The organism is Synechococcus sp. BIOS-U3-1, from assembly GCF_014279975.1.
GTDB lineage: Bacteria > Cyanobacteriota > Cyanobacteriia > PCC-6307 > Cyanobiaceae > Synechococcus_C.
Genome location: NZ_CP047936.1, coordinates 1,908,245 through 1,932,967, shown reverse-complemented (window position 1 = coordinate 1,932,967; position 24,723 = coordinate 1,908,245). Strand labels below are relative to the sequence as shown.

Genomic DNA, 24,723 nt, shown 5'->3' with positions numbered 1-24,723 from the left:
GAGTGGCTCTTCAACCGATGGGGCATGGCGGCTTGGCGTTACCGCGCCTGATGGGAATCCCGGTGGAAAGATCGGTTGACTCACGCTGCTCGATGTCCTCTCGTATCAGCTTCGCCATCGCTGGACTGCTGGCAAGTGAAGGCTTGCTGGGAGGTTGATGAAACCCGCTTAAGATTCCGCCACCAACCCACGGTTTATGGCTGCCAGGCCCCGCGTCACCATTGTGCTTGGCACCCGCCCGGAAGCCATCAAGCTTGCCCCCGTCATCCAGGAATTCCAGGCCTGTTCAGCTCTCGAGACGAGGGTTGTTCTGACTGGACAGCATCGTGAGATGGTCACTCAGGTGATGGACCTCTTTGCGTTAAAGGCCGATCACGATCTTGATTTGATGGCGCCGCGCCAAACCCTTACCCACGTGACCTGCGCGGCTCTTCAGGGCCTGCGAGATGACTTCCAGGCTTTCCCTCCAGGCTTGGTGCTGGTGCAGGGAGACACCACAACAGCTTTTGCCGCTGCGCTCGCTGCATTTTATGAGCAGATCCCTGTTGGCCATGTGGAGGCCGGTTTACGAACGGACAATCTCTTAGACCCTTTCCCAGAGGAGGCCAACCGCCGTTTGATCTCTCAGGTTGCCCAGTTGCATTTCGCTCCCACCGAGCGCTCGGAAGCCAACCTGAAGGCTTCCGGTGTGGTCGGTCGTGTAATGGTCACCGGCAACACGGTCATCGATGCGCTCTTGCATATGGCTGAGCGGGCTCCTGTTCTGTCTGATCTGCCCATCGATTGGGCCAACCAGCGCGTGGTTCTCGCCACGGTTCATCGCCGGGAGAATTGGGGAGAGCGGCTGAGCAACATCGCTGCGGGCATGCTTCAGGTGCTTGACGGCCATCCTGATACCGTCCTGCTGCTGCCACTGCACCGCAATCCGACGGTTCGGGAGCCATTGCGTGCTCTGCTTGGCGATCATCCCCGTGTCGTCCTCAGCGAGCCCCTTGACTATGACCGCCTGGTCGCTGCGATGAAGGGATGCACCCTGCTGCTTACCGATTCCGGTGGACTCCAGGAGGAAGCTCCAGCGCTTGGGAAGCCGGTCCTGGTGTTGCGTCGCACGACTGAGCGTCCAGAAGCTGTGGAGTCCGGTACAGCACGGTTGGTCGGGACAGACAGTGATTCCATTGCTCGTGAGGCTTCACGCCTTCTCGATGATCCCAAGGCTTATGAGCAAATGGCTCGGGCGGTGAACCCCTTCGGAGATGGTCGAGCTAGCGGCAGGATTCTTGAAGCAGCACTTGCTTTACTCAACGGCTGATGCCGCTTTCAGCCCTTGCGGCCATTACCGCTGGATGCTGCGTCGTTCAATCCGCATGCCGTCGCGGGATGATCCCTGCAAGCTGCTTCTGTTTGTCGGTCTCAATCCTTCCCTGGCCGATGCTGGTCGTGATGACCCCACCCTGAGGCGACTTCAGGGTTTCGCTCGGGACTGGGGCTATCACCAGCTGGTGGTTCTCAATGTGTTCGGAAGGATCTCTCCATCCCCAAGGGCTTTGCGTCGTTGCGATGATTCTGTGGGGCTGGACACCGACCCAGTGCTGAATAGCTGGTTTCAGAGCTGGTCTCGCTCACCTGCCTGCGACCTCTGGTTGGGGTGGGGTGAGGCAGGCTCCCTGTATCGCCGTGACGATCAGGTGGTGACGATGCTCGCCACTGCTCTAGCTCTGCGTTTTCAGGGGGCTCCCCCACTGGTGATTGGCACAACACGGAGCGGTCAACCTCGTCACCCGCTCTATGTGGCTGCAGGGAGCCGGCTTTTCCCCTGGGCCTGTACGGTTCGCTGATGACACGCAGCCCTCGCCGCTACAAGATTTTGCTTCATCTCTCGGGAGGTCAAACAGAGATGGTGCATTTCCCGACTCTTGAGACGTTTCAGGAGTGGTATCAGGGTCTGGTCAGCGGCGGGAGTGGTCAGACCTTCGTGAATATCCCACTCGGGGATCTCGAAGGGGAATATCTGGTGATTCGCCCCGAAGCAGTCATCGGCGTGCGTGTAGAACCGCAATTCGCATCCATCGATGACGCCTGACAGGCTCGGACTGCTTTGGGGCATCACGGTGTTTGCCGGCGCCGGAGCTCGATTGCTTGCGGCCATTTCAGGACTGCCAGGGGTGGTTCTATTGCTGTTGTCTGGTCTATTGATCGGACGATCCGGTCTTGGCCTTGTGGAGCCTTTGGACCTGGGAGAGGGGCTTGAGACAACCGTTGGCCTGCTTGTCAGTCTCGTTCTGTTTGATGGAGGGCTGAATCTGCGCTTGCCCGGTGACACCATCAAGGCAACCGTGCTGCGGATCTCCGTACTGCGTTTGTTGCTGTCGCTGGGCGCTGGAATCCTGGCAGCGCATTGGCTGGCTGGACTGGGATGGTCCGTGGCTGCTGTTTACAGCGCCATCGTGCTGGGAACGGGACCAACGGTGGTCACGCCGATCGTGCAACAGATTCGCCTGGCTCCTCCGCTCGGAGATGTGCTCGAAGCGGAGGGACTGGTGCTCGAACCTGTGGGAGCCGTTCTGGCCCTGCTGCTGCTCGAGCTGCTGCTTGGCGATCTCTACGGCTGGAGAGGTCTTGCGATTGGCCTGCTGTCTCGCCTCGGAGGTGGAGTGCTGATCGGAGTTGCTGTTGGATGGCTGCTTGCTGAGCTGTTGAGACGTCTGCCTTCGGAGCAGGCCGTGGGCTTAAGGCTGCAGCTGACCCTTGGCGTTCTGTTTCTCATGTTTGCCATTTGCGAATGGCTGCTTCCCGAATCCGGTCTGCCGGCATCGGTTGCTGCAGGCGTTGTGGTTGGCCGTCGTCCTTCAACGCAGGCGGCTCAGCTGGATGAGTTGATCCGCGAGCTGGCGAGATTGGCAATCACGATGCTTTTCCCGCTGCTGGCTGCTGATGTCTCGTGGGCTGAACTGAGTCCGCTCGGATGGGGTGGCGTCAGCTGTGTTCTGGCGCTGATGCTGCTGGTGCGTCCAGCGGCAGTGGGCGTGGCCACAATCGGATTGCCTCTTGACTGGCGTCAACGCCTCTTCATGGGATGGCTAGCGCCGCGGGGCATTGTCACGGCCGCCGTGGCTTCCCTGTTTTCAATCCGTCTTGAGCAGGCGGGGATCCTCGGAGCTGGTCGACTTCAGGGCCTCGTGTTTCTGACGATCCTGATGACAGTGGGATTTCAGGGACTGACGGCCCAGCCCCTGGCGCGTGTTTTAGGTCTGATTCAAGTCGAGCCTGAAGAGTCAGGTGAGACAGCGCTTCAGGCGGGGCAGGTCCTGCCCGACCCTGGCCAACAATGACCAGGTTGTGATCAGATCCGGTCCCTGGAGACGGCCGAGCAGACCTGCGCGCAAGGATTTCATCAGAACGCCCTTTTTCACACCGGCTTTGTTCGCGGCCCCGGCAAGCAAGGACTGAGCCTCTGCGATGTCACCGCCGTCCCATGGATCACTCTCGAGGGATTCCACCAGCTGACCGATTGCGCCCCGGGCTCCTTCCAACTCCAGTTGCTTGAGGCCATCGTCCTCAAGCTCAGGGCAGACAAAAAAGGGTTGTGCCTGGTCAATGCCGTCTTTCAGCAAGGTGAGTGATGGTCCGAGTAGTTCGCATAAGGCCAGGCTCCAGCTCACGTCCTCAGGCAGGCTCCATCCCTGTTCGCGCCAGAGCGGCGAGATTTCATTCAGCAGTTGCTGCGGTGTGAGGCCATGCAGAACCTGGGCATTGAGCCAGTTGAGCTTGTCCCAGTCGAAACGCGCACCGGCTTTGTTCACCCGATCGAAGCTGAACACTTCAGCGGCCTGCGTGAGGGTGAAGCGTTCCTCCATTCCTTCGGGAACGGACCAGCCCAGGAGGGTCATGTAGTTGGCGATCGCCTCGGCCGTGTACCCCATGGAACGGAAATCGTTGATCGATGTGACGCCGTCTCGCTTCGAGAGTTTGCGCCCCTCAGCATTGAGGATCAGCGGGGTGTGGGCAAAGACCGGCGCGGTCAGCTCAAGAGCCTGGTACAGCAGGAGTTGCTTGGCGGTGTTGGCGATGTGGTCTTCGCCGCGGATGACATGTGTGATGTCCATGGCCGCGTCATCGACCACCACTACAAGGTTGTAAAGAGGGTCCCCGATCTGGTCGTTGGGAGCGCGTCGGGCAATCACCATGTCACCACCGAGATCGGCTCCGCGCCACTGCATCGGTCCACGCACAAGGTCGCGCCAGTGGATCTCCTCACTGTCATCGATTCGGAAGCGGATCACCGCCTCACGGCCCTCGGCTTTGAACGATGCTTCCTGCTCGGCTGTGAGGTGCCTGTGTCGGTTGTCGTAGCGAGGTGCTTTGTTCTCCGCTTTCTGGAGTTCTCGCATTGCTGCGAGCTCCTCTTCATTGGCGTAACAGCGGTAGGCGAGGCCTCGGTCGAGCAGCAACTGGATGGCAGAACGATGCTCGTGTACCCGCTCGCTCTGAATAGTGGGATCTTCATCCCAGTCGATTCCTAGCCAAGCGAGGCCATCAAGGATGTTGGTAGTGAACTCCGGCTTGGAACGTTCTTTGTCAGTGTCCTCAATTCTCAGCAGGAACTGACCCTTTTGGTGTCGGGCGAACAACCAGTTGAAAACTGCTGTTCTTGCCGTTCCAATATGGAGAGTGCCCGTTGGACTTGGGGCCAGACGAACACGCACCATGGTGTGGCTCGGGATGAAGAACGGGACCGACGGGATTCGAACCCGCAACTTCCGCCGTGACAGGGCGGTGCTCTAACCGGTTGAACTACGGTCCCAGATCGGATTCAGATCGACGGTGCTCGTCCGTTGGAATCTGATCTGCGTCGCTCGCGCGACATCGAAAGTATCGACTGTTGCCCTGCCCTCCGTCAATACACGCGCTGCTCGGGTTCTGAACAACTTGACTTCAGAACCTACAAGTGTTCTCTGTGACAGCGCTTTAAGGAAGGCATAAAAAACCGGCGGCTACAGCCACCGGCGATGGTGATCCCATGACGGGACGAATTCAGCTTGTTCAGGGACGGAAGCCTGCAGGCTCGATCAGACGAACTTGGTTGCCACGGGCCGTAAATTCACGACCTTGATCGCTCTGCACGACCACACGTCCTCCGGATTTGACACGAATCACACGGGCACGAACCCAGCCGAGGGCGGCTGATTCGAGGACCTTGACCACATCACCAGGTTGAAGATCCAACTCCATGCTCGAAATCTAGGAAACTGCAGAAAGGGCCATCGGACGCGCCGTGGAGGACTTGAACCCCCGACATCAGGTTTTGGAGACCTGCGTTCTACCAACTGAACTAACGGCGCAAGGCGATGGACCCCTCGACCATCACTTAAGCAATGGCATTGAAATGAACGAGACCTAAGCCTCAGCGGTCGAAGCGCTGCTTCACGCGGGTGGCCTTGCCCACCCGTTCCCGCAGATAGAAAAGCTTCGCCCGCCGTACCTTACCGCGGCGCTCCACCTTGATGGAGGCCACTTGGGGACTATGCAGCATAAACACTCTTTCAACGCCAATCCCTTGAAAAATGCGGCGAACAGTGATGGTCTGATTCACCCCGCCGTGACGCTTGGCGATCACCACCCCCTCGTAGGGCTGAACACGCTCCTTATTGCCCTCGCTGATGCGAACGCCAACGCGAACTGTGTCTCCCACGTAAATATCGGGAAGATCTGTTTTCTGCTGCGCTTTCTCAAACTCTCTGATTAGATCAGCAGGGTTGAGGCGGTCAGCCTTGGCGGCTGGAGCAGCAGTCTTCGGGGACTCGTTCTCAGTGCTTGTGACATCTGCATTGTCTTGTGCAGATGTGTCTTTCTGGTCCGCTGCCATCCCAGCTCCGGGTAATCACGCCAAACAACCAGCTTACCCCCTCGACTCACCGTCGACTCCGCGCTTCTTCCAGGCGTTTCTCCAGGACTGCACCATCATTCCTCCGCCCGTGATCAACATCCAGAGCACGCCCAGCGCGTTGAGGACAACCACCAAAGGTTCAAGCTGCGGTCCTAGCCATTCACCCTCATGCAGGCTCATCAGCCAGTGAGCGCTGTCGCGACTCATGCCAAACCAGTCGCGCGCTAGCCGATAGCTCAGACCAGTGATGACCGTGGTCATCAACGGTAGAAGTACTAAGGGCGCCACTCTGCTGTGCCAGCGCCGCAGTCGTGCCATCCAGAGAGCCACCAGCATTAGCTCGTCACCATTGATAGCGTGACAGCAGGACGTCGGGACTGCCCGAAGAAATCACCGATGAACTTGTTCGCTGATCTGCTCGCCTCGACCAACGCCGGCAGTGTGACCGCCACGGGTCCGCGCATTCAGAAGCGTCGGGGAGTGGAAATCAAATCCGCGAGAGAGCTGAAAATCATGGCTAAGGCCAGTCGCATTGTGGCGACTGTGCTTCGGGAAATCATGGAAATGGTTGAGCCCGGCCAAACCACTGCCGATCTGGATGCTTATGCCGAGCGACGCATCAGGGAAATGGGTGCAACCCCAAGTTTCAAGGGCTATCACGGATTCCCCGCCAGCATCTGCTCAAGCATCAACGACGAGGTGGTTCACGGCATCCCCAACAGCAAAAAAGTGATTCATGCCGGGGATTTGCTCAAGGTGGACACAGGTGCATTTTTTGAGGGTTATCACGGCGACAGTTGCGTCACCATTTGTGTTGGTGAGGTGAGTGATCAGGCGGCCGCCCTCAGCAAAGTGGCTCAAGAGTCACTGATGGCAGGACTGGCACAGATCCGCTCGGGTAACACGTTGCTCGATATCGCTGGTGCCGTGGAGGATCGCGTCCATGAAGGTGGATTCAGTGTGGTGGAGGACTACACCGGTCACGGAGTAGGTCGCAATCTCCACGAAGAACCGTCCGTGTTCAACTTTCGCACTGACGTTCTGCCGAACGTCAAACTGCGTCCTGGCATGACCCTGGCGGTGGAACCGATCCTGAATGCCGGCAGCAATGCCTGTCGAACGCTCAGAGATCGCTGGACTGTGGTGACTCGCGACGGCAGCCTTTCAGCGCAGTGGGAACACACGATTGTCGTGACCTCCGATGGATGCGAGATCCTCACCGATCGTGGTGATTAATCCATAAAATTTTGTTGTAGGCCAAACGCCCCAGCTCGATGAGAGGCATCGCTAGCAAGGTGAGCGGATTAGGGGTGACGATGATCAGAGGCAGGCCTCGGTCGGCTTGCCAAAGGATTTGACTTGACACGAAATCCGCTGACATCAGACCAATTGGATTGAGTTCAGAACGGAATGGGCCGAGCACAAGCTTGCGAAGCTTCGGAAGCTTGTTTCGCTCTTCACGTGGTGCACTCCAGCGCAGGCTGACGAGCTGGCCAATTAGGCGCTTGCTCAGCTCATAAGCAGGGCTTAGTGCAGGTTGGATTTCAGCCTCCGATGTGTTTACCCATAGCTCCGGCGGCTGTGCCGGTTGCTTGAGGTCTCTCTCCAGCTGCTCAAACCGCTGTAAGAGCCTCCATTGGCTGAGGGCATTGACCTCAAGGGCCTGGTTCAGGCTCTTGGGGCTCTGATCGCCACCCGGGTTGATGCCGTGGTTGAGCACGAGCACATCGAGACGACTCAATGTGGAATCAAGCTCATCTTCCTTTCCGCAGCTCCAGCAGACCCACTCCTGGGGCCCGACCGAGCTGTCCAGTTCCCTCGGCTTGGGACGATGACTCAGGGCAATGACCCAGGCGCCCCTTTGTCTGAGCCTGCGCGTGAGTGAGCGACCCAGTGCACCTCCTGCGCCTGTGATTCCCACTCTTCGACCTGCCCAGGTCTCTGCCACGGAGCTGGCGTCGGAGGTCCTCGGCACAAGTTTGGCCATGGCGGTGAACTGGTGCATGCTTGGAACAGCTCGACGGTATGACGTTGTCCAGTCCGTCCGGTGACGCTCAACTGGCGCTATTCGCTCCTTACTGCGGAGGGCTTCGGAGAGAGCATGCCCTGCGACTTGCTCTTGAACAATTGCCTCTGGGCAAGTTCGGAGGCGAGCGCGCCCGTAGTGATGCTCAGCCCCATCGATACCTGCTGAGCTGGAGCCCTGCCAATGCCCCCTTGCAGGCCTGTCGCTGTGAGTTGCAATTTCAGGACCGAGTTGATCAGCGGTATCCCTTTGAGTGCCCTGCACATCAACTGTTGGATTGGCTAATGCAAGCTGTGGAAGCTGGCCGTCAGGATCTCCCGAATAGCTTCTGGCAGTGGTTGTTGCTTGAGCAGATTGCCGGGGATGGTTCCCCTTAAATTGTAAGCACCAATCTCAGATCTCCCGGATGGGCTCAACGCTGCTGATCGGATCCTGTGAACCCTTCAGCGGTAAGTCCGCCTTAGTCCTTGGGATTGCACGGCATCTGCGCTCGGTGGGCATTCGTGTCCTGTTCGGAAAACCGCTTGCTACCAGCCTTGACTGGGAGTCCGATCAAGGAACGCTGCCTTCACCCTTGATCGATGACGATGTCCGTTTCGTTGGAGAGACCCTCGGGTTGCCCCATCAGGACCTGATCCCTTCTCTGCATCTGCTGTCTCCCGATACTGCACAGCAACGGCTGTCGAAGGGAACCTTGGCGGCCGGTGAGGGGCTTGAACAGCTTCGGTCCAGTCTTCGGCAGACGGAGAGTTCTGTCACCCTGTTGGAAGCCGCGGGCAATCTCCATGAGGGTTTGCTCTATGGGCTGAGTCTGGTCCAACTGGCCCGCGACCTCGATGCACCAGTGGTGCTCGTGCATCTCTGGGAAGACAGTCGCAGCGTCGATGCGTTGCTGGCTGCCAGTCAGCAGCTTGGTGACCGATTGCGCGGGGTGGTGCTCAATGCAGTGACTCCGGATGATGTGGAAAGCCTGGAACGTGATGTTGTGCCCTCTCTCCAGGCGCTTGGCATTCAGGTGTTCGGTGTAATGCCCCGCTCGCCACTGCTGCGCAGTGTCACGGTTGGAGAACTCGTGCGTCGGCTCGATGCGCGGGTGATCTGCTGCAGCGAGAAACTCGACCTGTTGGTCGAGACCCTCAGCATCGGGGCAATGAATGTGAACTCAGCGATGGAGTTCTTCCGCCGCCGCCGCAATATGGCTGTCGTGACCGGAGCAGATCGCACCGATATTCAGCTGGCAGCCCTGGAGGCATCCACTCAGTGTTTGATTTTGACGGGTGCCGGAGATCCGCTTCCTCAGTTGATCAGCAGAGCGGATGAACTGGAGGTGCCATTGCTCAAGGTCGAGCAGGACACACTCGGGACCGTTGAAGTGATCGAACAGGCGTTCGGCCACGTGCGTCTGCATGAGGCGGTGAAGGCGACTTACGCCTTCCGCTTGGTGGAGGAACACTGCCGCTTAGCGGACTTGCTCAGCGCCGTGGGACTCGAACACCTGGCGATCGGCTCAAAGTGATGGTCCCGACAGGGTTCACCGCTGCTAGCTTCTAGGAACGCTCGCAGGTAGTCATTGAGCCGATCCCTTGATCTTCCTGCACTGGACAGGGTGGACACCCTTGCGCAGGAATTGGCTTTGCTCCAAGACCAGGGAGCGCGGAGGATTGCCATCCTCGGTAGTCGTCATGTTCCTGTAGTCGCCATCCATCTGATTGAGCTGATCGCCCGATCGCTTGCGCAGGAGGGCCACTCTCTCGTGACTTCAGGTGCGCAGGGGGTTAATGCAGCGGTGATTCGAGGTGTTCTGGCTGTTGATGCCTCGAAGCTCACAGTGCTTCTGCCGCAGAGTTTGAGTCGTCAGGGCCCTGAGATCCGTGATCAATTAGAGACTGTTTTGCATCTGATTGAGAAGCCAGAGCACGACGATCTGCCTCTGCCTTTGGCCAGCAGCCTCTGCAATCAGGACATCATCAGTCGTTGTGATCAACTGATTTGTTTGGCTTTTCATGACAGCGAGACACTTCTTGCCAGCTGTCGCAGTGCCGAGGATATGGGGAAGGTTGTCAGCCTCCTGTTTTTCGACTGACATTCAGGGCAAAGGTGGGCTCGGCAGAACCTGAAGTTGGGTTCCTTCTCTGCTAATCACGAGTACGCGTTCTCCAGCCTGTAGGGGGGCTTCCACATCCAGTGAACTAGCCGCCCAGCTCTGGCCCTGCCAGCGAACCCTGCCTTCTCCTCCGGGCTCAATCGTGCCCAGTACTTCGGCTGTGTTGTCTTTCAGTCTTCGACGTCCAGGTCTTGGATTGCGTTGGGCAGACCAGCGGCTCAGCCAAAGCGTCCCCAGCACTGTGATGACACTGAACAAGATGATCTGAATCCAGACTTGCAGGGGCAGCAAGGCTGTCAGCACCGACACGACAAGTCCGGCGAAGACGGCGAACATCAAGCCATCAAAACTGGGTTGCACCAGTTCGACGACCAGCAGCACGCCGGCCACTAGCAACCAGATCAAAGGACTCCAGAGAGGTGGCATGTCTGGTGGCTTGTTCTCCTTACTTTGGGGACTAACGTCGCATTAGACATCTTTTTCGTCATGGAAGCGCTGCTGAGCCTGCCTGCATTGATCCTGATCGCACTTTTGGGCAGTGGCAGTGTCAAGGTCACCAGCGGTGGCCGATCGCGGCTCGTCGAGCGGCTCGGCAAGTTCGACCGTGAGTTGCAGCCTGGGCTCTCCATCGTGATTCCTGTGGTCGAACGTGTGGTGAGTCACGAGTCACTCAAGGAACGGGTTCTGGATATTCCGCCCCAGCTCTGCATTACCCGAGACAACGTCTCCATCGAGGTTGATGCGGTGGTGTATTGGCAATTGCTTGAGCATTCTCAGGCGTATTACGCCGTGGACGATCTGCAGGCAGCGATGGTGAACCTGGTGTTGACCCAGATTCGTGCCGAGATGGGCAAGTTGGATCTGGATCAAACCTTCACCACGCGCAGCGAGGTGAATGAGCTTCTGCTGAGGGAGCTTGATGAGGCCACCGATCCATGGGGAGTGAAAGTGACCCGGGTTGAAATGCGTGATATCAATCCCTCTCCGGGAGTCAAGCAGGCCATGGAGGCTCAGATGACTGCTGAACGTGAGAAGCGCGCTGCAATTCTGCGTTCTGAAGGAGAAAAAGAAGCCCAGTTGAATGAGGCGCGTGGTCGTGCGGAGGCTCTGGTCCTTGATGCTCGTGCCCAAAAGGAAGCGATCCTGCTTGAGGCCGAAGGCCAGGCCAAGCAGCAAGGTGTGATGGCCGAGGCGAAGTCCGAAGCGGCACGCGTCATGGCCAAGGCTCTTGCCGAGAGCCCGGAGGCTGAAGAGGCTGTTCGGCTGATGCTGGCTGAGGACTGGATGGCGATGGGCCAGCGCATGGCTGACTCGCCGGCTGGCAGCGTGCTGATGGTGGATCCCCAGTCACCTGCATCACTGCTGGCTGCCTTGAAGCAATTCCAACAGGGCAAGAGTTAGGCAACCAGTAGAGCTCTAACTCCCTCGATATAGAGGATGCCGGTGCAAAGCAGAGCGCCGGCCCAACACAGTCCTCTCAGGGGAGGCACGTTGGCCACATAGGCCGGCAGATAAATCAGACGCAGCATGGGCTGGACCAAGGCTGCGGGAATGGCAAGTCCCTGAAGTTCTCCGATTTGCAGCACGGCGATCAGGGCTAGAAGTGCCGCCGGAGCATGCAGGCCAAATGCTTCGAAGCTGTTTTGATGGGCCCAGCTTGCCCGTTTCCCCCAGGAGGGAAGACGGTCGAACATGGCCCTTGGAGCCTTCATATCGTCCATCGTGAAGTCCGCCTGTGAACGGGCGGCACCCAGTGGAATGATGCTGGCGATCACCACGGCTCCCGAGAACACGAGCGACAAGGCGTAGGGCGCAGCTGGCGTCCGAGTGAGAAGGTCCGTGATGAACACAGTTAAGGCAATCGCGGTTGAAACAATAGTGATCGACTGCCGATCGATGCGATCAATCCGACCGCACCACCAAGTCGTCAGCATTCGCCTTCGTCATGCCTGTCTTGAAGCAGCGTTTGGTGAGGAGTTGCTGATCGAAGATGAAGATGTCATCACTATTCATCCGTTGTCAGATCTTCTGCTGAGAGAGGCTTCATGAGCATTGCTAGCCTTCAACCATCGATGATTGTTCAATGGCTTCGTATTCATTTGATGTGGTCTCTGATTTTGACCGTCAGGAGTTGGTGAATACGCTTGATCAAGTTCGTAGGGACGTTTCTCAGCGCTACGACCTCAAGGATTCCGGTACCGAGATCGCTCTCGAAGACACTGCTGTTGTGATCACTACTGCTAGTGACATGACCCTTCAAGCAGTTGAAGATATTCTGCGGGCTAAGGCGACAAAGAGAGATTTGTCTTTAAAGATCTTCGATTTTCAGCCTGCGGAAACAGTGGGTGGTAATCGTGTGCAGCAGACGGTCCAATTGAAGAAAGGACTGAGTCAGGAACTGGCTAAGAAAATGAGCAAGATCGTCCGTGATGAGCTCAAAAAGGTAACCGTCGCTATTCAAGGAGAGAGCTTAAGAGTGACAGGCAAGAGCAAGGATGATCTTCAGCAGGTGATTCAATTGTTGCGTTCAAAAGAAGATGAGCTTGATGTACCTCTTCAGTTTGAGAACTATCGCTGAGGGTTAGAGGCTTAAGTTGATCTGTACGCCTCCAGCCCAGATGCCTGGAACTTTGTTCTCACCACCTGGATTGATAATCCATTGCATCACGGGTTGGATCTGAAAAATTTCTGAAACATAAAACGAGTAATTCAATTCGATTGTTCCTTCGTAGCTCAATCCCGGGTTGATGGTCGGGCTGAAACTGGTACGACCCAAACCCAGAGCAAGTACATCAAGTGGTCGGCCAGGAATGATGCCTTGGCTCAGCCAGCCACCTGAGATGAATGTTGGGTAAGGGTTGTTTGAAGGATCGAGGCTGACGGTGCCACCAGCCCAAACTCGGTTATCCAGGCCGACTGGTACATCAAGAGGCCAGGTAACCGAGCCGTACATGCCGCGGTTGATTCCTTCTCCCAGCTCATTTGCGTTGTCGACCAGGAGACGGGTTGATGAGAAATAGCTCCCAAGTTGAACTTCAGGAAGGGGTAACTGTCTGATTACGCTCTCGTCGGTTTCTGGAATGCTGATCTCTGTCGAGAGATCAGTCCTGGATTGAAGAGGGTTGGTTTTCCATTGCAGAGCTTGAACACCGCCTTGCACATCAGGGACGCCTGGATCAACCCCAAGGCTTGCCGCAATACTGGTTTGAGGGTTTAGGTAAAAGTAGGCATATTCCAGTGAGCCAAGAGAGTCTGAATGGGCCTGAAGTTTGACTCCAGGTGCCACGAAGGGATTAATCGGTACTCCCGCGATTAACAGGTTCAAGGTGTTGTTGAGTACTGAGCTGATGTAACTGCCCATGGCAGGAGCAGACAGAAAGCCTGGTTCTCCAGCCATGACTGGCTCAAGCGACATCACACCTAGCTCGGCTTGCCACCAACTCTCTCCGCGATTTCTGACGACAGAGGCTTCGGTAATCCAGCTCCCCACTGGATTCACCAGGGTCTGCAGTGTGAACGAGGATCCCAGCTCGGTATTTAGATCGGGGTTGCCGGCATCATTGGTCAGCTGCAGATTCACCTGCCAGTGATCCAGTTCACTCCACTGCTGCTGGCTCTTCCCGAAACCGCTACTCAGGGATAGGTCGAGCACCACAGCCTGATACCAGCTTGCTGCTGAAGGATTGATTCCACCGGTCATGCCGGTCATGGGCTCTGCTATGTAGTCGATACTGAGATCGAGCCATTCAGGCAGCTGCAGCCATGTCTGTAATGGTCCTGCGCGGCTGGGACAGCCCTGCAGTGAAGAGACCAGGAGGGTCAGCCCGATCAATGCTTTTCTGAATTGTTTCCCCCTGCCGATGCTGGTATGTGCCTGATTCGAGTTCAGGAGATCGCAGCGAAGCTGTCGCGGAACGCCTGAATCGTGGCTTCGATGTCTGCGTCCGAATGGGCCAGGGAAGTGAAGCCGGCCTCGAAGGCTGAAGGAGCCAGGTAAACGCCTCGCTCCAACATGGCGCGGTGCAGTTTGCCGAAGCGTTCAGCGTCGGTTGCCTTCGCCTCTTCGAAGTTGCGTACAGGCCCCTCGCAGAGGAAGAACCCGAACATGGCGCTAACACTTCCGCTCGTGATGGGAAGGCCGGCAGAGCTCGCTGCCTCCTTGATGCCCGCCACCAATTTCTCCGTGGTTGCGGTGAGCTTTTCGTAGCTGCCGGGCTGTTTTAAAAGCTCAAGTGTCTTGATGCCCGCTGTCATAGCCAGGGGATTTCCGCTGAGAGTGCCCGCTTGGTACATGGGGCCAGCAGGAGCAACCATCTCCATGATTTCCCGTCGGCCGCCGTAGGCGCCGACGGGAAGCCCTCCGCCGATCACCTTGCCCATCGTGGTGAGATCAGGGGTGACACCGAAATGTGCCTGGGCTCCGCCATAACTGATGCGGAAGCCTGTCATCACCTCGTCAAAGACGAGCAGTGCTCCGTTCTCCTTGGTGAGTTCACGCAAACCCTCAAGGAAACCGGGCTCGGGCTGGATAAATCCGGCATTGCCGACGATCGGCTCGAGAATGACACCTGAAATGGCATCAGGGTTTTCTGCGAAAAGCTGCTTGACGGCCTCTAGATCGTTGTATGGCGCGGTCAAGGTGTTGGCTGTGGTGCTGCGGGGAACGCCAGGTGAGTCAGGCAGGCCGAGGGTGGCCACACCAGAACCGGCCTTCACAAGGAACATGTCCGCATGGCCGTGGTAACAACCTTCGAACTTGATGACCTTGTCGCGACCTGTGAAGGCGCGCATCAGACGCAGAACGGCCATGCAGGCTTCTGTGCCGCTGTTGACGAACCGAACCATCTCCACGCTGGGAACGGCTTCGATCACCATCTCGGCCAACGTGTTCTCGAGAGCACAGGGGGCTCCGAAGCTGGTGCCCTTCTCGATCGTTTCCTGAAGCGCACTGATGACTTCGGGATGGGCGTGACCGCAGATTGCGGGCCCCCAACTGCCGATGTAGTCGATGTATTTGTTGTCATCAACGTCCCAGGCGTAGGCGCCCTTAACCCGATCGAAGACGATCGGCTGGCCACCCACAGATTTGAATGCACGCACTGGGGAGCTCACGCCACCAGGCATCAGAGCCTGGGCGGCACTGAAGAGCTCCTGGGAGCGACTGGTGTTCAAGCTTGGTGCTGTCACGTGGGCGGATGCCAAAGGGCCGATGCAAACCGTGCCACATCCTGACCCAAGAACGTGCCAAAACGGCTGATCTGTGTACGAAGCGGAGATTCCGGAACTTGTGATACAAGCATCGGCATCGTGTTTTGGACTTTGACCAGGCCATCTCTGAACAGCGTCTGAGCTGGATCTGAGGCGATTCCTAGCTTCGTACGGCGTTCCATGACGTTCAAAGAAAGCTTGTTTAAGACTGTGACGGATCGAGCATGAATTGGGTTGCACCCTTGCTCCAGGCCGAACTACCGGACCACTGACTAGCTTGCTCCCAACCACGCTGCTTAATCAGAGCTGAAGGCCTCTGAATCGTCTTCGCACTCCTCCTCAATCTCCCAAGAGAGGTCAACGACCACAGGGGCGTGGTCACTGGGTTGCTCCCGGTCCCGTTCCTGTTTGTCGATTTGGCAGCTAAGGGCGAGTTCCTGCAGATCGGAACTGAGATAGATGTGATCAATTCTCCACCCGCTGTCACGGTTCCATGCACCGCTGCGGTAATCCCACCAGCTCCAGTGTCCGCTGCCTGATTCGAATAGCCGGAAGGCATCTTTTAGATCAACCCCAAGTGCTTGAGCCAAGGCGTTGCGTTCGGCATCTGAAGCCATGATTCCGCCGCTGAGACGCTCGGGGTCAGGAAGGTCTCTTGCTTCCGGACCGATGTTGAAATCACCCACAACGCAGAGTGGCTCATCCCTTGTTTGAGCTGCTTGCAGATACCTTTCGAGGCATGAGATCCAGCTCAGTTTGTAGTCGTACTTATCCGATTTGAGGCTGGAACCGTTGGGCACGTAGAGGTTGATCACCCGGATCCCATCCACCAGGGCACTGATCACTCTTTTCTGTTGACTCAGCTCTTCAGCCTCAGGGTCAGATCCCAGTTCTCCCATGAACCCCAAGCGCACGTCTTCAAGGGGATGCCGGCTGATGAGGGCGACGCCGTTGTACGACTTCTGACCATGGAAACTGACGTGATAACCCCTTGAGCGAAAAGGCTCGAGTGGAAAGATCGGATCATCGACCTTGGTCTCTTGAACGGCCAGCAGATCCACACCGCTCTGCTCCAACCAGCGGAGGACATGATCCAGACGCGTGCGAATCGAATTGACATTCCAGCTCGCGATCTGCACGGAGACCCTGATCCACCTGTTTGGAGACCCTTAGCATCCCCCGGAACCAAGCATTCGATCCCATGCAATCGCTCCGCGTGACGTTCGGTCTTGCGATCGCTGTCTTCAGCGGATTGCTTCCGGTCTGCTCAGCGGCTTATGCGCAAACCACGCTGTCACAGCCGAATGTGCTTGAGCGCAATGAAGATCGTGATATCTACAACACCCTTCCTGGGGAATCTAAGAAGAAAGGATCGGTGCTGGATGTCACCAACCCCATGGAGCTGATGAAGACGTTGCGTCAAGCGACTTCCATGAACGATGCCACCGATCCAGTCGATGCCATCGATGAAGCTCTCAGGGAGTTTTCACAGCCTTGACTTTTGCTCTGGCAGGCCTGTTGCGTGCGGCTTCCAGAGCCCAGCGCAGTTCAAGTGTTTGTAAGTCAGCGCATGTTGGGGCCAGGTCTTTGCTCAATGTCATGGCTTTGCGCAGCAGAGTCATGGCATCGTCACCTTTTCCTTGATCCCTTTTCAGAAGGGCGAAAGCCAGCAACGGTTCAGGGCGTTGTGGATTGTCTTTGATCAAATGGCGGTAGTGATTGGAAGCGGCTTTTGAGTTTCCGGACAAACGCTCCAGATCGGCCAACAGCAAACCCAGTTTCAGCCGACGTGCACCAGAAAGGGATTCAAAACGTTTGCTCAGATGCTTGATTGACTCTTCGCTATCGGTGGTTTCTTGAGCGAACAGAGCCCACAGTGTGACCACTTCAAGCCGATTGGGGTGCAGGCGTTGCAAAGGCCTCAATGTGCGAACGGCTGCTTCACGAGCTCCTTGCTCATGCTGTGCACGAGCAAGGAGCACTGCCCAGCGCCAGTCGCTCGGATGCATTTGAACCTGTTTTTTGACAATCTCCAGGCTTGAGACTTCGATCTCGGAGGACTGTTTTTGGAGAGTGGCCTCAGAATGGGTCTGAGGCCAGAGGTGGGTCACTATCCAGCCTGCGGTTGCACATAGACCAGCGACTGCGGCAAGCCTGGCCAGAGTTTCCTTTGTTTGACGCCTATTGCCCGGCACCGTGTCGTGGAAATGCCCATTCAGTCTGAAGCTGTTTGTCGATGCTGGCTAGAGTTGCAATGGGCCAGTGGATGCCCTTGAAACTGATGCGCGACCATCCCATTCCCGCGGTGACCGAGCCGCTGCAGTACCGGGCAATCGGCGTCGTGCGCGGACTATTCCGGCCCGAATCTGAAGATCAGAGCACCCGTGGCCATTTGATTGCTGCAGATGGTGAGGAGCTTGATGCCGTTGTTCTGGGCCGCATGCTCACATTGATGCGCCGTCATCTCGACATGGACAAGCCTCACCTCTGGGTGGTTTATCCGCGATGCAGGGAAGCAGGTCAGTTGCACCTACAGATCGCTGGAATCTGGGAGCCCAGCACCCTGTCTTCTGCAGATGCAGAGACAGGCTCTGAACAAGTCTCCACGGATGAGTTGCCGGAAGGCGACGACTACTTTTCGATTAGGGGAGAGCTCATTTACACCAAGCCGGAAGCTTCCGAGGTTGTGGTCAAGGTGCGTCAGCAGCCACGAGCTGATGGTTTTCGGCCCTTGCCGTTCAAGTTGCAACTCAGTGGTGATGTCGAGCTTGCGCATTTGCGCCATTTCGTCAGCCTCGACGTGCGTCGTCAGGGACAGATGCTTCAAGTCCAATCCGCCGAGGTGATCGCACCGATGCCCACGCGTGGAGGCAAGGGGCGCGGTGGAGCCTCCCGCCGCCCAGCAGATAGCAGTCGCTCGGCGCGCAATTAATGAACGCATCTCCCGTTTCCAGCACCACTGCCGGTTTGGCGGTGGCCGGTTGTACTGGTCTCGCGGTTTTTGGCCCGCTTGTGGGCCTGTCTCCTGCCTGGATCGCTTTGCTAGTTGGCGGCGGCTTGTTGGGACTCACCCTCGATGCGTCTCAACTGGAGGGGATGGGGGGTCATCTCTTAGCTGAAGCCCTTCCCGGAGGCAAGATGCGTCTGCGACGGGTCGCGCGCCACGAAGCCGGTCACTGGCTGGTTGCGCGGGAGGAGGAAATGAAGGTGCGTCGCGTGCTGGTGGGCACCCGTCCTTGTCTTGAGGCAGGACTCCGCTGCAATGGAGCTACGGAATTTGAACTCCCCGATCAGGTTCGACTGCCCATGGAGGACCTGCGCCGATGGAGCCGTGTCCTTCAGGCTGGAATGGTGGCCGAGACCCTGCTGGAGGGATCCGCTCGTGGCGGGGCCGATGATCGAGCTCTGCTCGGCAGGATCTGGGGATTGTCAGGTCAGGATGTGGCCACAGCGCAGCGCGAGCAGCGCCGGGCTCGACGCGAGGTAGAACAGCTTTTGAGAAAGCGTCTGGATGATTTAGATGTCATCGCTGGCAGGCTGTTGGAGGGCCTCGATCCGGAGGTGACATGACCCCGGGCATTGCCGCTGCCTACGTGATCGACTGTCCCACCGGTCTGGCCGGCGACATGTTGCTGGCTGCCTGTCTTGATCTGGGGGTACCCCCTGAGCTGATTCATTCCCCTCTGCGTGAGCTCGGCTTTGAAAATGACTTTGTGCTTCGTGTTGAGGAAGCGCGAAATGGCGGATTGCGAGGACTTCGTGTGGATGTTGAAGGGCTAGACCCCAATCCACCACATCGATGTTGGGGAGAGTTGCGTCAAAGAATCGGCAATGCCGTGCTTACTCCGTCATTGCAGGCACGGGTGCTGTCGGTGTTCACGGCACTCGCTGACGCCGAAGCTGCCGTTCACGGCATTCCAGCTGAACAGGTGCATTTCCACGAAGTTGGCGCCATCGACAGCCTGGTGGATGTGGTTGGTGTCTGCGCTGCAATGGAGCATCTCAATCCACTGTCGATCTTGTGTGTCCCTCCTCCAGCTGGACGGGGTGCGGTTGCCACCGCTCACGGGCTGCTGCCGGTCCCTGCTCCAGCGGTGCTCGAGCTGGCGCGTCGTCATGGTGTGGAATTGCGCTGGGGCGATGACTGGCCAGAAGCTGAGCTGACAACTCCGACCGGTCTGGCTCTGATGGCTGTACTGGCAGATGGGTTTGGATGGCCAGAACAGTTGGCTCCTGAGGCGGTTGGAATCGGTCTGGGCCACCGTCAGCTGGACCGTCCCAACCTGCTGCGCCTCATCCGTCAGCAACCTCAGGTCTCTGTTGCAGCAAGCCAGCCCCGTTGGCAGGACTTGATCATTCAGGAGGCTTGGATTGACGATTTTTCAGCTGAAGCCATGGCATGGCTGATCCAGCAGCTGCGTGAAGCGGGTGCTCTGGACGTTGCCTGTTCTCCGCTGCAGATGAAGAAGGGACGTCCAGGAACTGCCGTCACGGTTCTGGTGCTGCCCGAGCAGGCCGCTGATCTACGCCGGATCTGGTGGATGGAGAGCCCCACTCTGGGACTGCGCGAGCGGCGTCAGGGGCGTTGGGTGTTGCCGCGGCGTCAAGGAAGTCTCACGACTCCATGGGGGGACCTGGCTGCCAAGCAGATGTTGAAGCCGGACGGCAGTCAGTCCATTAAGCCCGAGCGGGAGGCTCTCCAGCAGCTCGCTTGCCGAGCCGGGCTCTCTCCTGAGACCCTCTGGCAGCAGATTTCTCAGGAAAGGCTCCAGTTCAATCCTGAGCAAGAGTGGACATGCTGAAGCGTTTTCAATCGCTGCTTTCGGCCAAGCTCCCCGGGGGCCTGAAGCTGTGGATCACCCTGCTCACGCTTGGATTTGTTGGCTGGGCGCTGGCTGGTCACGCTGCGGGACTGCGCTCCCTAGCCATCTCAGCTCAAGGCTGGTGGTGGCTTGTGCTTGCCCTCGGCCTGAGTTGGCTGAGTTTGGTTGTGAATGCAGGAGCTTGGAAGGTGCTGGTGGGTTGGCTGGGACATGGCACAGGCTCAATACCTCTTGTGCCCCTTTACTTGAGCAGCAATCTCCTCAAGTACCTGCCTGGCGGAGTGTGGCACTTCCTTCAGCGTGTGCGTGCCCTAGGACCTTCCATCGGAACGGGGCCAGCACTGGTGTCCGTTTTGCTTGAGCCCATGTTGATGGCGGTCGCGGCCTTGCTCTGGGTGCCCTTCGGTGGCTGGCAGAACGGCTTGGCCTTGGTGGCGCCGCTTCCAGCGCTGCTGTTGTTGCCACGTTGGAGAGAGCCATTGCTCTGCAGGCTTGAACGCAGCCGTTTAAGGCAACTCAACCGTTCCGAACCCGATTTGGCCTCCTTGCCTCCTCTGGAACGGCTGGGAAGTGGACGTGAGGTTTATCCCTGGATGCCACTGATGGCCGAGCTGGTGTTTATCGCCTCACGTTTCTCCGGTTTTTGGTGCTGCATTCAGGTGTTCGGGCTGACCCCGGTGTTGCCGATCGGTAGCTGGATGGCAGCCTTTGCCTTGGCCTGGGCCACAGGACTTGTCGTTCCAGCCGCTCCAGGTGGGTTAGGGGTCTTTGAAGCGGTGTTGCTCCTGCGCCTGGGTTCATCCGTGCCGGAGGCAGCACTCCTTGCCCTTGCACTCAGTTATCGCCTCGTTGTCACCCTTGCGGATCTGTTGGCCGCGGCAGGCGTGAAGCTGGACCGCCAGATTGTTCGTTGGATGAATCAGCTCAGCATTTCACCGCAGTCCTCGCCCGGTTCTTCCAGCTGAACTGTGCAGTGCACGATGCCCTTCTGGTGCATGACTTGCCGCACCTCGCTCAGCAGCTTTGGATCCAGGTGGCTCAAATCAGTAGCCCTTTGCAGGTGAACAGTGAGGGCAACTCGCGTTCCGCCGATGGACCAGATGTGCAGGTGATGAACACCCTGGACACCAGGCATTGCTTGTAGATCGGCCAGAACGGCTGCCGGATCAATCCGATGGGGAACCTCATCCATCAATTCGGCTAGACCATCCCGTAGCAACATGATTCCCAGCCATCCCACGCTTAGGCCGACTCCAAGACCTGTGAGTGGATCAATCCATCTCCAGCCGGTGATCCCGGCGACTACAGCACTCAGCAGCACCGCCGCTGAGACGGCTGCATCTCCGAGAAGGTGAAGAGCGGCTGCTCGACGATTTAGATCGCCATGATGATCTGAACCGAATAGACGGGCAGAGACCAGGTTCACGACCAGGCCCGCACCTGCGGCAATGGCGACTGGCCAGGCCACAACCAGCTCCGGTTGTCGAAAACGTTGTAGGGACTCCACGCAGACCACCGCGGAGGCCATCAAGATCAACACAGCGTTGGCCACGGCTGCTAGCTGGGTCGAGCGTCCGAATCCATAACTGAATCGCCCCTTCGCAGGTTTCTGGCTCAGGCTTTCCGCACCCCAGCCCAGCAGGAGACCCATTACGTCGCCGACGTTATGCAGAGCATCGCCGATCAAGGCGATTGATCCGAAGGCAATCCCCACGGCGATCTGTAAACCGCTCAGGCAGGCATTGAGCACCACCGTCAAGCGGAATGCCTGCCGGTTGTGGCCGTGGTGGTGATGATGTTCCAAACGACCGTGGCACCTAAAACATGATGGTCACAGCCCTACCGGCTTTGCCATCGCCAGCACAGGCACTGCCCTGCCCGCTGGCGGCAGGCTGGGAGTTGATTCACAACGTTGAACTTCCACATCGGGGATTGGAAGGAGATCGTGTTGGTGGTTTCTCCGCTGTGGCTTATCAGCAAAAGAGCGACCGTCTTTGGTTGTTGAGTGACGAGGCCACTGGCTATCTGGTGTCGTTCACTGGCCTGAAGCGTCTGTTGCAAGGTGAGCAGGTCTCGCTGCAGGGTGGTCGGCGTCTGCTGTTGAAGGATCGAGAAGGTTCACCTCTACCAGCGACCTTGGACGGTGAGGGGCTAGTGCTCCTTGGTAATCAGGTCTGGATCGTCAGTGAGGGGCGTCGACGCCCTGAGAGAAGGGCACGATTGCAGCGTTACAACCTCTTGAACGGGCGCTTACAGCGCGAGGTCCCGCTACCGGCTGATTGGCAAGAGAGGGAGGGTCAGGGGCTGGCCTCCAACAAAGGGCCTGAAGCACTGACGCAGATGGCTTCTGGTGATCTGGTCATGGCAGCCGAAGCTCCGCTGATTCAGGACAGGGCACAACAGGGTAAGGACTGGGTGCGGCTTGCCCGTCTCCGAACCGGTTCGGATCAGCGGCTCGAGCCCCTGGGGCGGTTCGAGATCGGACCTGCAGGTGCAGCGACCAGGCGGAAGCTGGGTTTGACCGAACTGCTTGCCCTGGAAAGTGATGCAGCAGTTCTTGGGCTGTTGCGCAGTTTTACGTTGCCAGCTGGTTGGTCTGCCTATCTGCAGATTCTGCGTCTGCCGGCCAGTAAGTCACTGAATACTTCGCTAATTCAACCGTTGCAAAGCTGGGATCTGTTGGCGATTGGTCTGCCATCAGCCAACTGGGAGGGAATGGCTTGGGGGCCGGTGATGAAAGACGGCCGTGTTCCGCTGGTGCTGGTGAGTGACGATGGTTTTCATCCTTTCCAGAGCAGCTGGTTGTCCGTTCTGGCTCCGCGGCGTGGACCGGACTGTGCTTCCACTCGTTTCGCCTTCTGATCCCGACCTCTACTCCGTATCCCGATCCAATCGGGGCACCAGAGCTGTTGAAGCAATCAGACCGAGGATCAGGATCATCAGTGCCGGCCAGACTGCAGCGGCGAGTCGCTCATCACCTGCGTACTGAAACACCCTCACCGCAAGCGTGTCGAAATCGAAAGGTCGCAGCGCGAATGTGAGCGGCAGCTCCTTCACGGTGTCGACGAATACCAGCAAACTGCCAACGAGGATGGGGCCTCGTAGAAGCGGTAGATGAACCCGTTTGAGCACGGCCGGCCAACGCAGGCCTAGGCCCGTTGCGGCTTCGTCAAGACTTGGGGAGAGTCGCTCAAGAGCTGCATCAATGCCACCTTTGTTCACTGCGAGGAAGCGATCGCTGTATCCCCAGAGCAGAAGCACGATTGGAGAGAGTTGCCAGGGTCCGCCGATCACCAGCAGAGCCAGCGCCAGGACAGCGCCAGGAATCGCGTATCCCATACCCGCCAGAAAAGTCACACCTCGGAGCCATTTGGCCTGACTCCAGCGCTTGGCAATGGCCAGCAATAGTGCCGCTAAGCCCGCTAGCAGGGTCGCTGCGAGCGCGAGCCCCAGCGTGCGCAGGGTCAGTAGGAGCAATTCGGGTGTCAGGCCTGTGGCCAACTGTTGCCAGTTCATTCCGGCCCAAAACAGAGGAATGCCAAGGGTGATCAGGGGAGGTACTGCTCCCAACGCCTGGGCCGAGAGAGCCCGCCAGCCGTTCAGCTTCCATGCCGGCGACTCTCCACCTGCGACGCCTTCGGACCAGCGACGGCTGCGGCTGCGCAGTCTGCGTTCGCCGATCAGGAGGACCATCACGATGCACAGTGTGATCAGAGCAAGCCCTACAGCACCAGTGGGATTGCCTTCGATTCTCCAGGCCTCGATGATTCCAGCCGAAAGACTGGGAATGCCGAGCAGTTGCACCGCACCGTATTCATTCAGGACCTCCATGCCCATGAGAGCAATGCCTGCACCGATCGCCGGCAGGGCCATGGGAAGTGCAATCCGGCGAAAGCTGTTCCATGGCCCGACACCGAGAGAACGGCAGGCTTCCAGCTGCCGGCGTCCACAGATGGTGAAGCTTTCGGTGCTGAGCAGGAACACATAGGGGTAGGTGGTCAGCGCCATCACAGCGATTCCCCATCCCATTCCATTGATAGTGATTCCTTCCAGGCTGCCAATATCCACCAGAGTCGCCGCCAGTAGATACGACGGATTGGCTAGTGGTAAGAGCTGGGCGATCCTTAGCCAGCGGCGTCCGGGAAAACGGCAGTTTGCCAGCAGCCAGCCGTTGGCGGTTCCGATCACACCCCCCATCACGCTGGTGCCCAAAAGCAGCAGCAAAGTTCCGCGGATCTGGAGCAGACCGTCCGGCCTGAGGCTGGCATTACCGTTGCTTACGCCGCTGAGGCCTTCGCCCAGCAGACCGATGACCGGAAGCAGGGCAAGGAATGCAATCGCAACGGCTCCCGCAACCAGCAAAAAGCGGCCTGACAGCAAGCGGCGTGTACTGACGAGAAGTCCTCGCTCAAGAGGGTCTGCCATGGAGGATTTGTCGCTGTTCACGCTTGGATTACTCGCAACAACCGGCGATTAGGGGCTGGGCACGCTTGCGGTTCTGATGTTTGAGGCCAGCAGGTGTGGCGCTCTCCAGGCAGAACGAATCCGATGCATTTCGGAAGCAAGGCTGTGAAGACACGCAAAACAAAGGTTTTGAGAAGCGTATTCAATAACGTGGCGATATGCATAAAAAAACCCTCACGTCTGGTGAGGGTTTCAGCGGTGAATCAAGGTTGGC

General features: G+C 57.9%; 30 protein-coding genes and 2 tRNA genes. 17 read left to right on the top strand and 15 right to left on the bottom strand.

From position 1 onward, the window contains the following. Positions 1 to 2 precede the first annotated feature (2 nt). The 5 genes from SynBIOSU31_RS10565 to SynBIOSU31_RS10545 are packed head-to-tail and all read left to right on the top strand — an operon-like array spanning position 3 to position 3,329. A complete protein-coding gene (locus SynBIOSU31_RS10565; protein WP_186489818.1) occupies positions 3 to 158 on the top strand; it encodes a hypothetical protein in 156 nt (51 codons plus the stop codon). A 38-nt stretch (positions 159 to 196) separates the two neighbouring features. Beyond that, positions 197 to 1,309 carry a non-hydrolyzing UDP-N-acetylglucosamine 2-epimerase gene (wecB, locus tag SynBIOSU31_RS10560; RefSeq protein ID WP_186489816.1) on the top strand — a complete coding sequence of 371 codons (1,113 nt, stop codon included), beginning with the start codon at positions 197 to 199 and terminating at the stop codon, positions 1,307 to 1,309. Further along, positions 1,290 to 1,835 carry a DUF1643 domain-containing protein gene (locus SynBIOSU31_RS10555; protein ID WP_255477202.1) on the top strand — a complete coding sequence of 182 codons (546 nt, stop codon included), beginning with the start codon at positions 1,290 to 1,292 and terminating at the stop codon, positions 1,833 to 1,835. Before wecB ends, SynBIOSU31_RS10555 begins: the two co-directional genes overlap by 20 nt. After that, a complete protein-coding gene (locus SynBIOSU31_RS10550; RefSeq protein WP_186489815.1) occupies positions 1,835 to 2,080 on the top strand; it encodes a hypothetical protein in 246 nt (81 codons plus the stop codon). Before SynBIOSU31_RS10555 ends, SynBIOSU31_RS10550 begins: the two co-directional genes overlap by 1 nt. Beyond that, positions 2,070 to 3,329: a cation:proton antiporter gene (locus SynBIOSU31_RS10545; RefSeq protein ID WP_186489813.1), complete on the top strand. Its 1,260-nt coding sequence runs from the start codon at positions 2,070 to 2,072 to the stop codon at positions 3,327 to 3,329. The genes SynBIOSU31_RS10550 and SynBIOSU31_RS10545 overlap by 11 nt, the downstream gene beginning before the upstream one ends. Here the strand turns inward: SynBIOSU31_RS10545 and gltX are convergent. From gltX to SynBIOSU31_RS10515, 6 genes are all read right to left on the bottom strand, one after another. Then, positions 3,273 to 4,706, bottom strand: a complete 1,434-nt coding sequence (gltX, locus tag SynBIOSU31_RS10540; protein WP_186489805.1) for a glutamate--tRNA ligase — start codon at positions 4,704 to 4,706, stop codon at positions 3,273 to 3,275. The genes SynBIOSU31_RS10545 and gltX overlap by 57 nt on opposite strands. A gap of 21 nt (positions 4,707 to 4,727) precedes the next feature. After that, positions 4,728 to 4,801: transfer RNA gene (locus SynBIOSU31_RS10535), tRNA-Asp, on the bottom strand. A 239-nt stretch (positions 4,802 to 5,040) separates the two neighbouring features. Continuing rightward, positions 5,041 to 5,229, bottom strand: coding sequence for a hyperconserved protein Hcp (locus SynBIOSU31_RS10530; RefSeq protein WP_006043540.1), 189 nt, complete (start codon positions 5,227 to 5,229; stop codon positions 5,041 to 5,043). Between the two features lie 37 nt (positions 5,230 to 5,266). After that, positions 5,267 to 5,339 (bottom strand) — tRNA-Trp (locus SynBIOSU31_RS10525). Positions 5,340 to 5,401: 62 nt separating this feature from the next. Further along, the gene (rplS, locus tag SynBIOSU31_RS10520; protein WP_186489804.1) at positions 5,402 to 5,863 is read right to left on the bottom strand and encodes a 50S ribosomal protein L19; all 462 of its coding nucleotides are present in this window, start codon (positions 5,861 to 5,863) and stop codon (positions 5,402 to 5,404) included. Between the two features lie 33 nt (positions 5,864 to 5,896). Beyond that, positions 5,897 to 6,220: a PepSY domain-containing protein gene (locus SynBIOSU31_RS10515; RefSeq protein WP_186489803.1), complete on the bottom strand. Its 324-nt coding sequence runs from the start codon at positions 6,218 to 6,220 to the stop codon at positions 5,897 to 5,899. 60 nt (positions 6,221 to 6,280) lie between these two features. Here SynBIOSU31_RS10515 and map point away from each other — a divergent pair, with 60 nt between their 5' ends. Then, a complete protein-coding gene (gene map, locus SynBIOSU31_RS10510) occupies positions 6,281 to 7,120 on the top strand; it encodes a type I methionyl aminopeptidase (protein WP_186489802.1) in 840 nt (279 codons plus the stop codon). Here the strand turns inward: map and SynBIOSU31_RS10505 are convergent. Further along, positions 7,101 to 7,889 carry an SDR family oxidoreductase gene (locus SynBIOSU31_RS10505; protein ID WP_255477201.1) on the bottom strand — a complete coding sequence of 263 codons (789 nt, stop codon included), beginning with the start codon at positions 7,887 to 7,889 and terminating at the stop codon, positions 7,101 to 7,103. The genes map and SynBIOSU31_RS10505 overlap by 20 nt on opposite strands. A gap of 2 nt (positions 7,890 to 7,891) precedes the next feature. On the opposite strand from SynBIOSU31_RS10505, the gene ebsA reads away from it, so the two are divergent. Genes ebsA through SynBIOSU31_RS10490 form a run of 3 tightly spaced genes read left to right on the top strand, consistent with a single transcriptional unit; the run spans position 7,892 to position 9,993 of the window. Then, positions 7,892 to 8,287, top strand: coding sequence for a type IV pilus biogenesis protein EbsA (ebsA, locus tag SynBIOSU31_RS10500; RefSeq protein WP_255477200.1), 396 nt, complete (start codon positions 7,892 to 7,894; stop codon positions 8,285 to 8,287). A gap of 29 nt (positions 8,288 to 8,316) precedes the next feature. Then, positions 8,317 to 9,426, top strand: a complete 1,110-nt coding sequence (locus SynBIOSU31_RS10495; protein ID WP_186489801.1) for a phosphotransacetylase family protein — start codon at positions 8,317 to 8,319, stop codon at positions 9,424 to 9,426. A 54-nt stretch (positions 9,427 to 9,480) separates the two neighbouring features. Beyond that, positions 9,481 to 9,993 carry a DNA recombination-mediator protein A gene (locus tag SynBIOSU31_RS10490; protein WP_186489800.1) on the top strand — a complete coding sequence of 171 codons (513 nt, stop codon included), beginning with the start codon at positions 9,481 to 9,483 and terminating at the stop codon, positions 9,991 to 9,993. A 3-nt stretch (positions 9,994 to 9,996) separates the two neighbouring features. Here SynBIOSU31_RS10490 and SynBIOSU31_RS10485 read toward each other — a convergent pair whose 3' ends face one another. Then, positions 9,997 to 10,440: an NfeD family protein gene (locus tag SynBIOSU31_RS10485; RefSeq protein ID WP_186489799.1), complete on the bottom strand. Its 444-nt coding sequence runs from the start codon at positions 10,438 to 10,440 to the stop codon at positions 9,997 to 9,999. Positions 10,441 to 10,500: 60 nt separating this feature from the next. On the opposite strand from SynBIOSU31_RS10485, the gene SynBIOSU31_RS10480 reads away from it, so the two are divergent. Then, entirely contained in the window at positions 10,501 to 11,415 is a 915-nt protein-coding gene (locus tag SynBIOSU31_RS10480) for an SPFH domain-containing protein (protein ID WP_186489798.1), read from the top strand. Here SynBIOSU31_RS10480 and SynBIOSU31_RS10475 read toward each other — a convergent pair. Beyond that, positions 11,412 to 11,948, bottom strand: a complete 537-nt coding sequence (locus tag SynBIOSU31_RS10475; RefSeq protein WP_186489796.1) for an MAPEG family protein — start codon at positions 11,946 to 11,948, stop codon at positions 11,412 to 11,414. The two genes, SynBIOSU31_RS10480 and SynBIOSU31_RS10475, sit on opposite strands and share 4 nt — an antisense overlap. Before the next feature lie 149 nt (positions 11,949 to 12,097). Here SynBIOSU31_RS10475 and SynBIOSU31_RS10470 point away from each other — a divergent pair, with 149 nt between their 5' ends. Next, on the top strand, positions 12,098 to 12,592 hold the full coding sequence (locus tag SynBIOSU31_RS10470) for a YajQ family cyclic di-GMP-binding protein (protein ID WP_186489795.1): 495 nt from the start codon (positions 12,098 to 12,100) through the stop codon (positions 12,590 to 12,592). Between the two features lie 3 nt (positions 12,593 to 12,595). On the opposite strand, the gene SynBIOSU31_RS10465 is transcribed toward SynBIOSU31_RS10470, so the two are convergent. The 3 genes from SynBIOSU31_RS10465 to xth form a co-directional block, all read right to left on the bottom strand. Further along, positions 12,596 to 13,846 carry a carbohydrate porin gene (locus SynBIOSU31_RS10465; protein ID WP_255477199.1) on the bottom strand — a complete coding sequence of 417 codons (1,251 nt, stop codon included), beginning with the start codon at positions 13,844 to 13,846 and terminating at the stop codon, positions 12,596 to 12,598. Between the two features lie 53 nt (positions 13,847 to 13,899). Then, positions 13,900 to 15,201, bottom strand: a complete 1,302-nt coding sequence (hemL, locus tag SynBIOSU31_RS10460; protein WP_186489793.1) for a glutamate-1-semialdehyde 2,1-aminomutase — start codon at positions 15,199 to 15,201, stop codon at positions 13,900 to 13,902. Between the two features lie 317 nt (positions 15,202 to 15,518). Next, complete coding sequence (gene xth / locus SynBIOSU31_RS10455; protein WP_186489792.1) at positions 15,519 to 16,361, bottom strand: exodeoxyribonuclease III; 843 nt, start codon at positions 16,359 to 16,361, stop codon at positions 15,519 to 15,521. A gap of 62 nt (positions 16,362 to 16,423) precedes the next feature. On the opposite strand from xth, the gene SynBIOSU31_RS10450 reads away from it, so the two are divergent. Next, a complete protein-coding gene (locus tag SynBIOSU31_RS10450) occupies positions 16,424 to 16,720 on the top strand; it encodes a hypothetical protein (RefSeq protein WP_255477471.1) in 297 nt (98 codons plus the stop codon). Here SynBIOSU31_RS10450 and SynBIOSU31_RS10445 read toward each other — a convergent pair. After that, positions 16,698 to 17,231: a hypothetical protein gene (locus tag SynBIOSU31_RS10445; RefSeq protein ID WP_186489791.1), complete on the bottom strand. Its 534-nt coding sequence runs from the start codon at positions 17,229 to 17,231 to the stop codon at positions 16,698 to 16,700. The two genes, SynBIOSU31_RS10450 and SynBIOSU31_RS10445, sit on opposite strands and share 23 nt — an antisense overlap. Before the next feature lie 272 nt (positions 17,232 to 17,503). On the opposite strand from SynBIOSU31_RS10445, the gene SynBIOSU31_RS10440 reads away from it, so the two are divergent. From SynBIOSU31_RS10440 to SynBIOSU31_RS10425, 4 genes are read left to right on the top strand one after another with little or no spacing between them, the layout of a single operon-like run. Beyond that, positions 17,504 to 18,154, top strand: coding sequence for a hypothetical protein (locus SynBIOSU31_RS10440; RefSeq protein ID WP_186492984.1), 651 nt, complete (start codon positions 17,504 to 17,506; stop codon positions 18,152 to 18,154). Then, on the top strand, positions 18,154 to 18,792 hold the full coding sequence (locus SynBIOSU31_RS10435) for a hypothetical protein (protein ID WP_186489790.1): 639 nt from the start codon (positions 18,154 to 18,156) through the stop codon (positions 18,790 to 18,792). Before SynBIOSU31_RS10440 ends, SynBIOSU31_RS10435 begins: the two co-directional genes overlap by 1 nt. Beyond that, positions 18,789 to 20,024 carry a LarC family nickel insertion protein gene (locus tag SynBIOSU31_RS10430; protein WP_186489789.1) on the top strand — a complete coding sequence of 412 codons (1,236 nt, stop codon included), beginning with the start codon at positions 18,789 to 18,791 and terminating at the stop codon, positions 20,022 to 20,024. Before SynBIOSU31_RS10435 ends, SynBIOSU31_RS10430 begins: the two co-directional genes overlap by 4 nt. Then, on the top strand, positions 20,018 to 21,010 hold the full coding sequence (locus SynBIOSU31_RS10425; RefSeq protein ID WP_186489788.1) for a lysylphosphatidylglycerol synthase domain-containing protein: 993 nt from the start codon (positions 20,018 to 20,020) through the stop codon (positions 21,008 to 21,010). Before SynBIOSU31_RS10430 ends, SynBIOSU31_RS10425 begins: the two co-directional genes overlap by 7 nt. Here the strand turns inward: SynBIOSU31_RS10425 and SynBIOSU31_RS10420 are convergent. After that, a complete protein-coding gene (locus SynBIOSU31_RS10420; protein WP_186489787.1) occupies positions 20,965 to 21,849 on the bottom strand; it encodes a cation diffusion facilitator family transporter in 885 nt (294 codons plus the stop codon). The genes SynBIOSU31_RS10425 and SynBIOSU31_RS10420 overlap by 46 nt on opposite strands. Positions 21,850 to 21,869: 20 nt before the next feature. Here SynBIOSU31_RS10420 and SynBIOSU31_RS10415 point away from each other — a divergent pair, with 20 nt between their 5' ends. After that, positions 21,870 to 22,907: an esterase-like activity of phytase family protein gene (locus SynBIOSU31_RS10415; RefSeq protein WP_255477198.1), complete on the top strand. Its 1,038-nt coding sequence runs from the start codon at positions 21,870 to 21,872 to the stop codon at positions 22,905 to 22,907. A 9-nt stretch (positions 22,908 to 22,916) separates the two neighbouring features. Here SynBIOSU31_RS10415 and SynBIOSU31_RS10410 read toward each other — a convergent pair whose 3' ends face one another. Beyond that, positions 22,917 to 24,470, bottom strand: coding sequence for an ABC transporter permease (locus SynBIOSU31_RS10410; protein WP_186489785.1), 1,554 nt, complete (start codon positions 24,468 to 24,470; stop codon positions 22,917 to 22,919). Between the last annotated feature and the right edge of the window lie 253 nt (positions 24,471 to 24,723).

Bases quoted from the DNA above. Each gene is read 5' to 3' on its own strand.
- map (WP_186489802.1), top strand. From the start codon at position 6,281: ATGAACTTGTTCGCTGATCTGCTCGCCTCGACCAACGCCGGCAGTGTG.
- SynBIOSU31_RS10545 (WP_186489813.1), top strand. From the start codon at position 2,070: ATGACGCCTGACAGGCTCGGACTGCTTTGGGGCATCACGGTGTTTGCC.
- wecB (WP_186489816.1), top strand. From the start codon at position 197: ATGGCTGCCAGGCCCCGCGTCACCATTGTGCTTGGCACCCGCCCGGAA.
- SynBIOSU31_RS10495 (WP_186489801.1), top strand. From the start codon at position 8,317: ATGGGCTCAACGCTGCTGATCGGATCCTGTGAACCCTTCAGCGGTAAG.
- SynBIOSU31_RS10410 (WP_186489785.1), bottom strand. From the start codon at position 24,470: ATGGCAGACCCTCTTGAGCGAGGACTTCTCGTCAGTACACGCCGCTTG.
- SynBIOSU31_RS10440 (WP_186492984.1), top strand. From the start codon at position 17,504: ATGCGCGACCATCCCATTCCCGCGGTGACCGAGCCGCTGCAGTACCGG.
- SynBIOSU31_RS10530 (WP_006043540.1), bottom strand. From the start codon at position 5,229: ATGGAGTTGGATCTTCAACCTGGTGATGTGGTCAAGGTCCTCGAATCA.
- SynBIOSU31_RS10430 (WP_186489789.1), top strand. From the start codon at position 18,789: ATGACCCCGGGCATTGCCGCTGCCTACGTGATCGACTGTCCCACCGGT.
- SynBIOSU31_RS10550 (WP_186489815.1), top strand. From the start codon at position 1,835: ATGACACGCAGCCCTCGCCGCTACAAGATTTTGCTTCATCTCTCGGGA.
- SynBIOSU31_RS10425 (WP_186489788.1), top strand. From the start codon at position 20,018: ATGCTGAAGCGTTTTCAATCGCTGCTTTCGGCCAAGCTCCCCGGGGGC.
- SynBIOSU31_RS10435 (WP_186489790.1), top strand. From the start codon at position 18,154: ATGAACGCATCTCCCGTTTCCAGCACCACTGCCGGTTTGGCGGTGGCC.
- SynBIOSU31_RS10470 (WP_186489795.1), top strand. From the start codon at position 12,098: ATGGCTTCGTATTCATTTGATGTGGTCTCTGATTTTGACCGTCAGGAG.
- SynBIOSU31_RS10485 (WP_186489799.1), bottom strand. From the start codon at position 10,440: ATGCCACCTCTCTGGAGTCCTTTGATCTGGTTGCTAGTGGCCGGCGTG.
- rplS (WP_186489804.1), bottom strand. From the start codon at position 5,863: ATGGCAGCGGACCAGAAAGACACATCTGCACAAGACAATGCAGATGTC.
- SynBIOSU31_RS10450 (WP_255477471.1), top strand. From the start codon at position 16,424: ATGCAATCGCTCCGCGTGACGTTCGGTCTTGCGATCGCTGTCTTCAGC.
- SynBIOSU31_RS10445 (WP_186489791.1), bottom strand. From the start codon at position 17,231: ATGCATCCGAGCGACTGGCGCTGGGCAGTGCTCCTTGCTCGTGCACAG.
- SynBIOSU31_RS10475 (WP_186489796.1), bottom strand. From the start codon at position 11,948: ATGCTGACGACTTGGTGGTGCGGTCGGATTGATCGCATCGATCGGCAG.
- SynBIOSU31_RS10480 (WP_186489798.1), top strand. From the start codon at position 10,501: ATGGAAGCGCTGCTGAGCCTGCCTGCATTGATCCTGATCGCACTTTTG.
- SynBIOSU31_RS10515 (WP_186489803.1), bottom strand. From the start codon at position 6,220: ATGCTGGTGGCTCTCTGGATGGCACGACTGCGGCGCTGGCACAGCAGA.
- SynBIOSU31_RS10505 (WP_255477201.1), bottom strand. From the start codon at position 7,889: ATGCACCAGTTCACCGCCATGGCCAAACTTGTGCCGAGGACCTCCGAC.
- gltX (WP_186489805.1), bottom strand. From the start codon at position 4,706: ATGGTGCGTGTTCGTCTGGCCCCAAGTCCAACGGGCACTCTCCATATT.
- SynBIOSU31_RS10415 (WP_255477198.1), top strand. From the start codon at position 21,870: ATGATGGTCACAGCCCTACCGGCTTTGCCATCGCCAGCACAGGCACTG.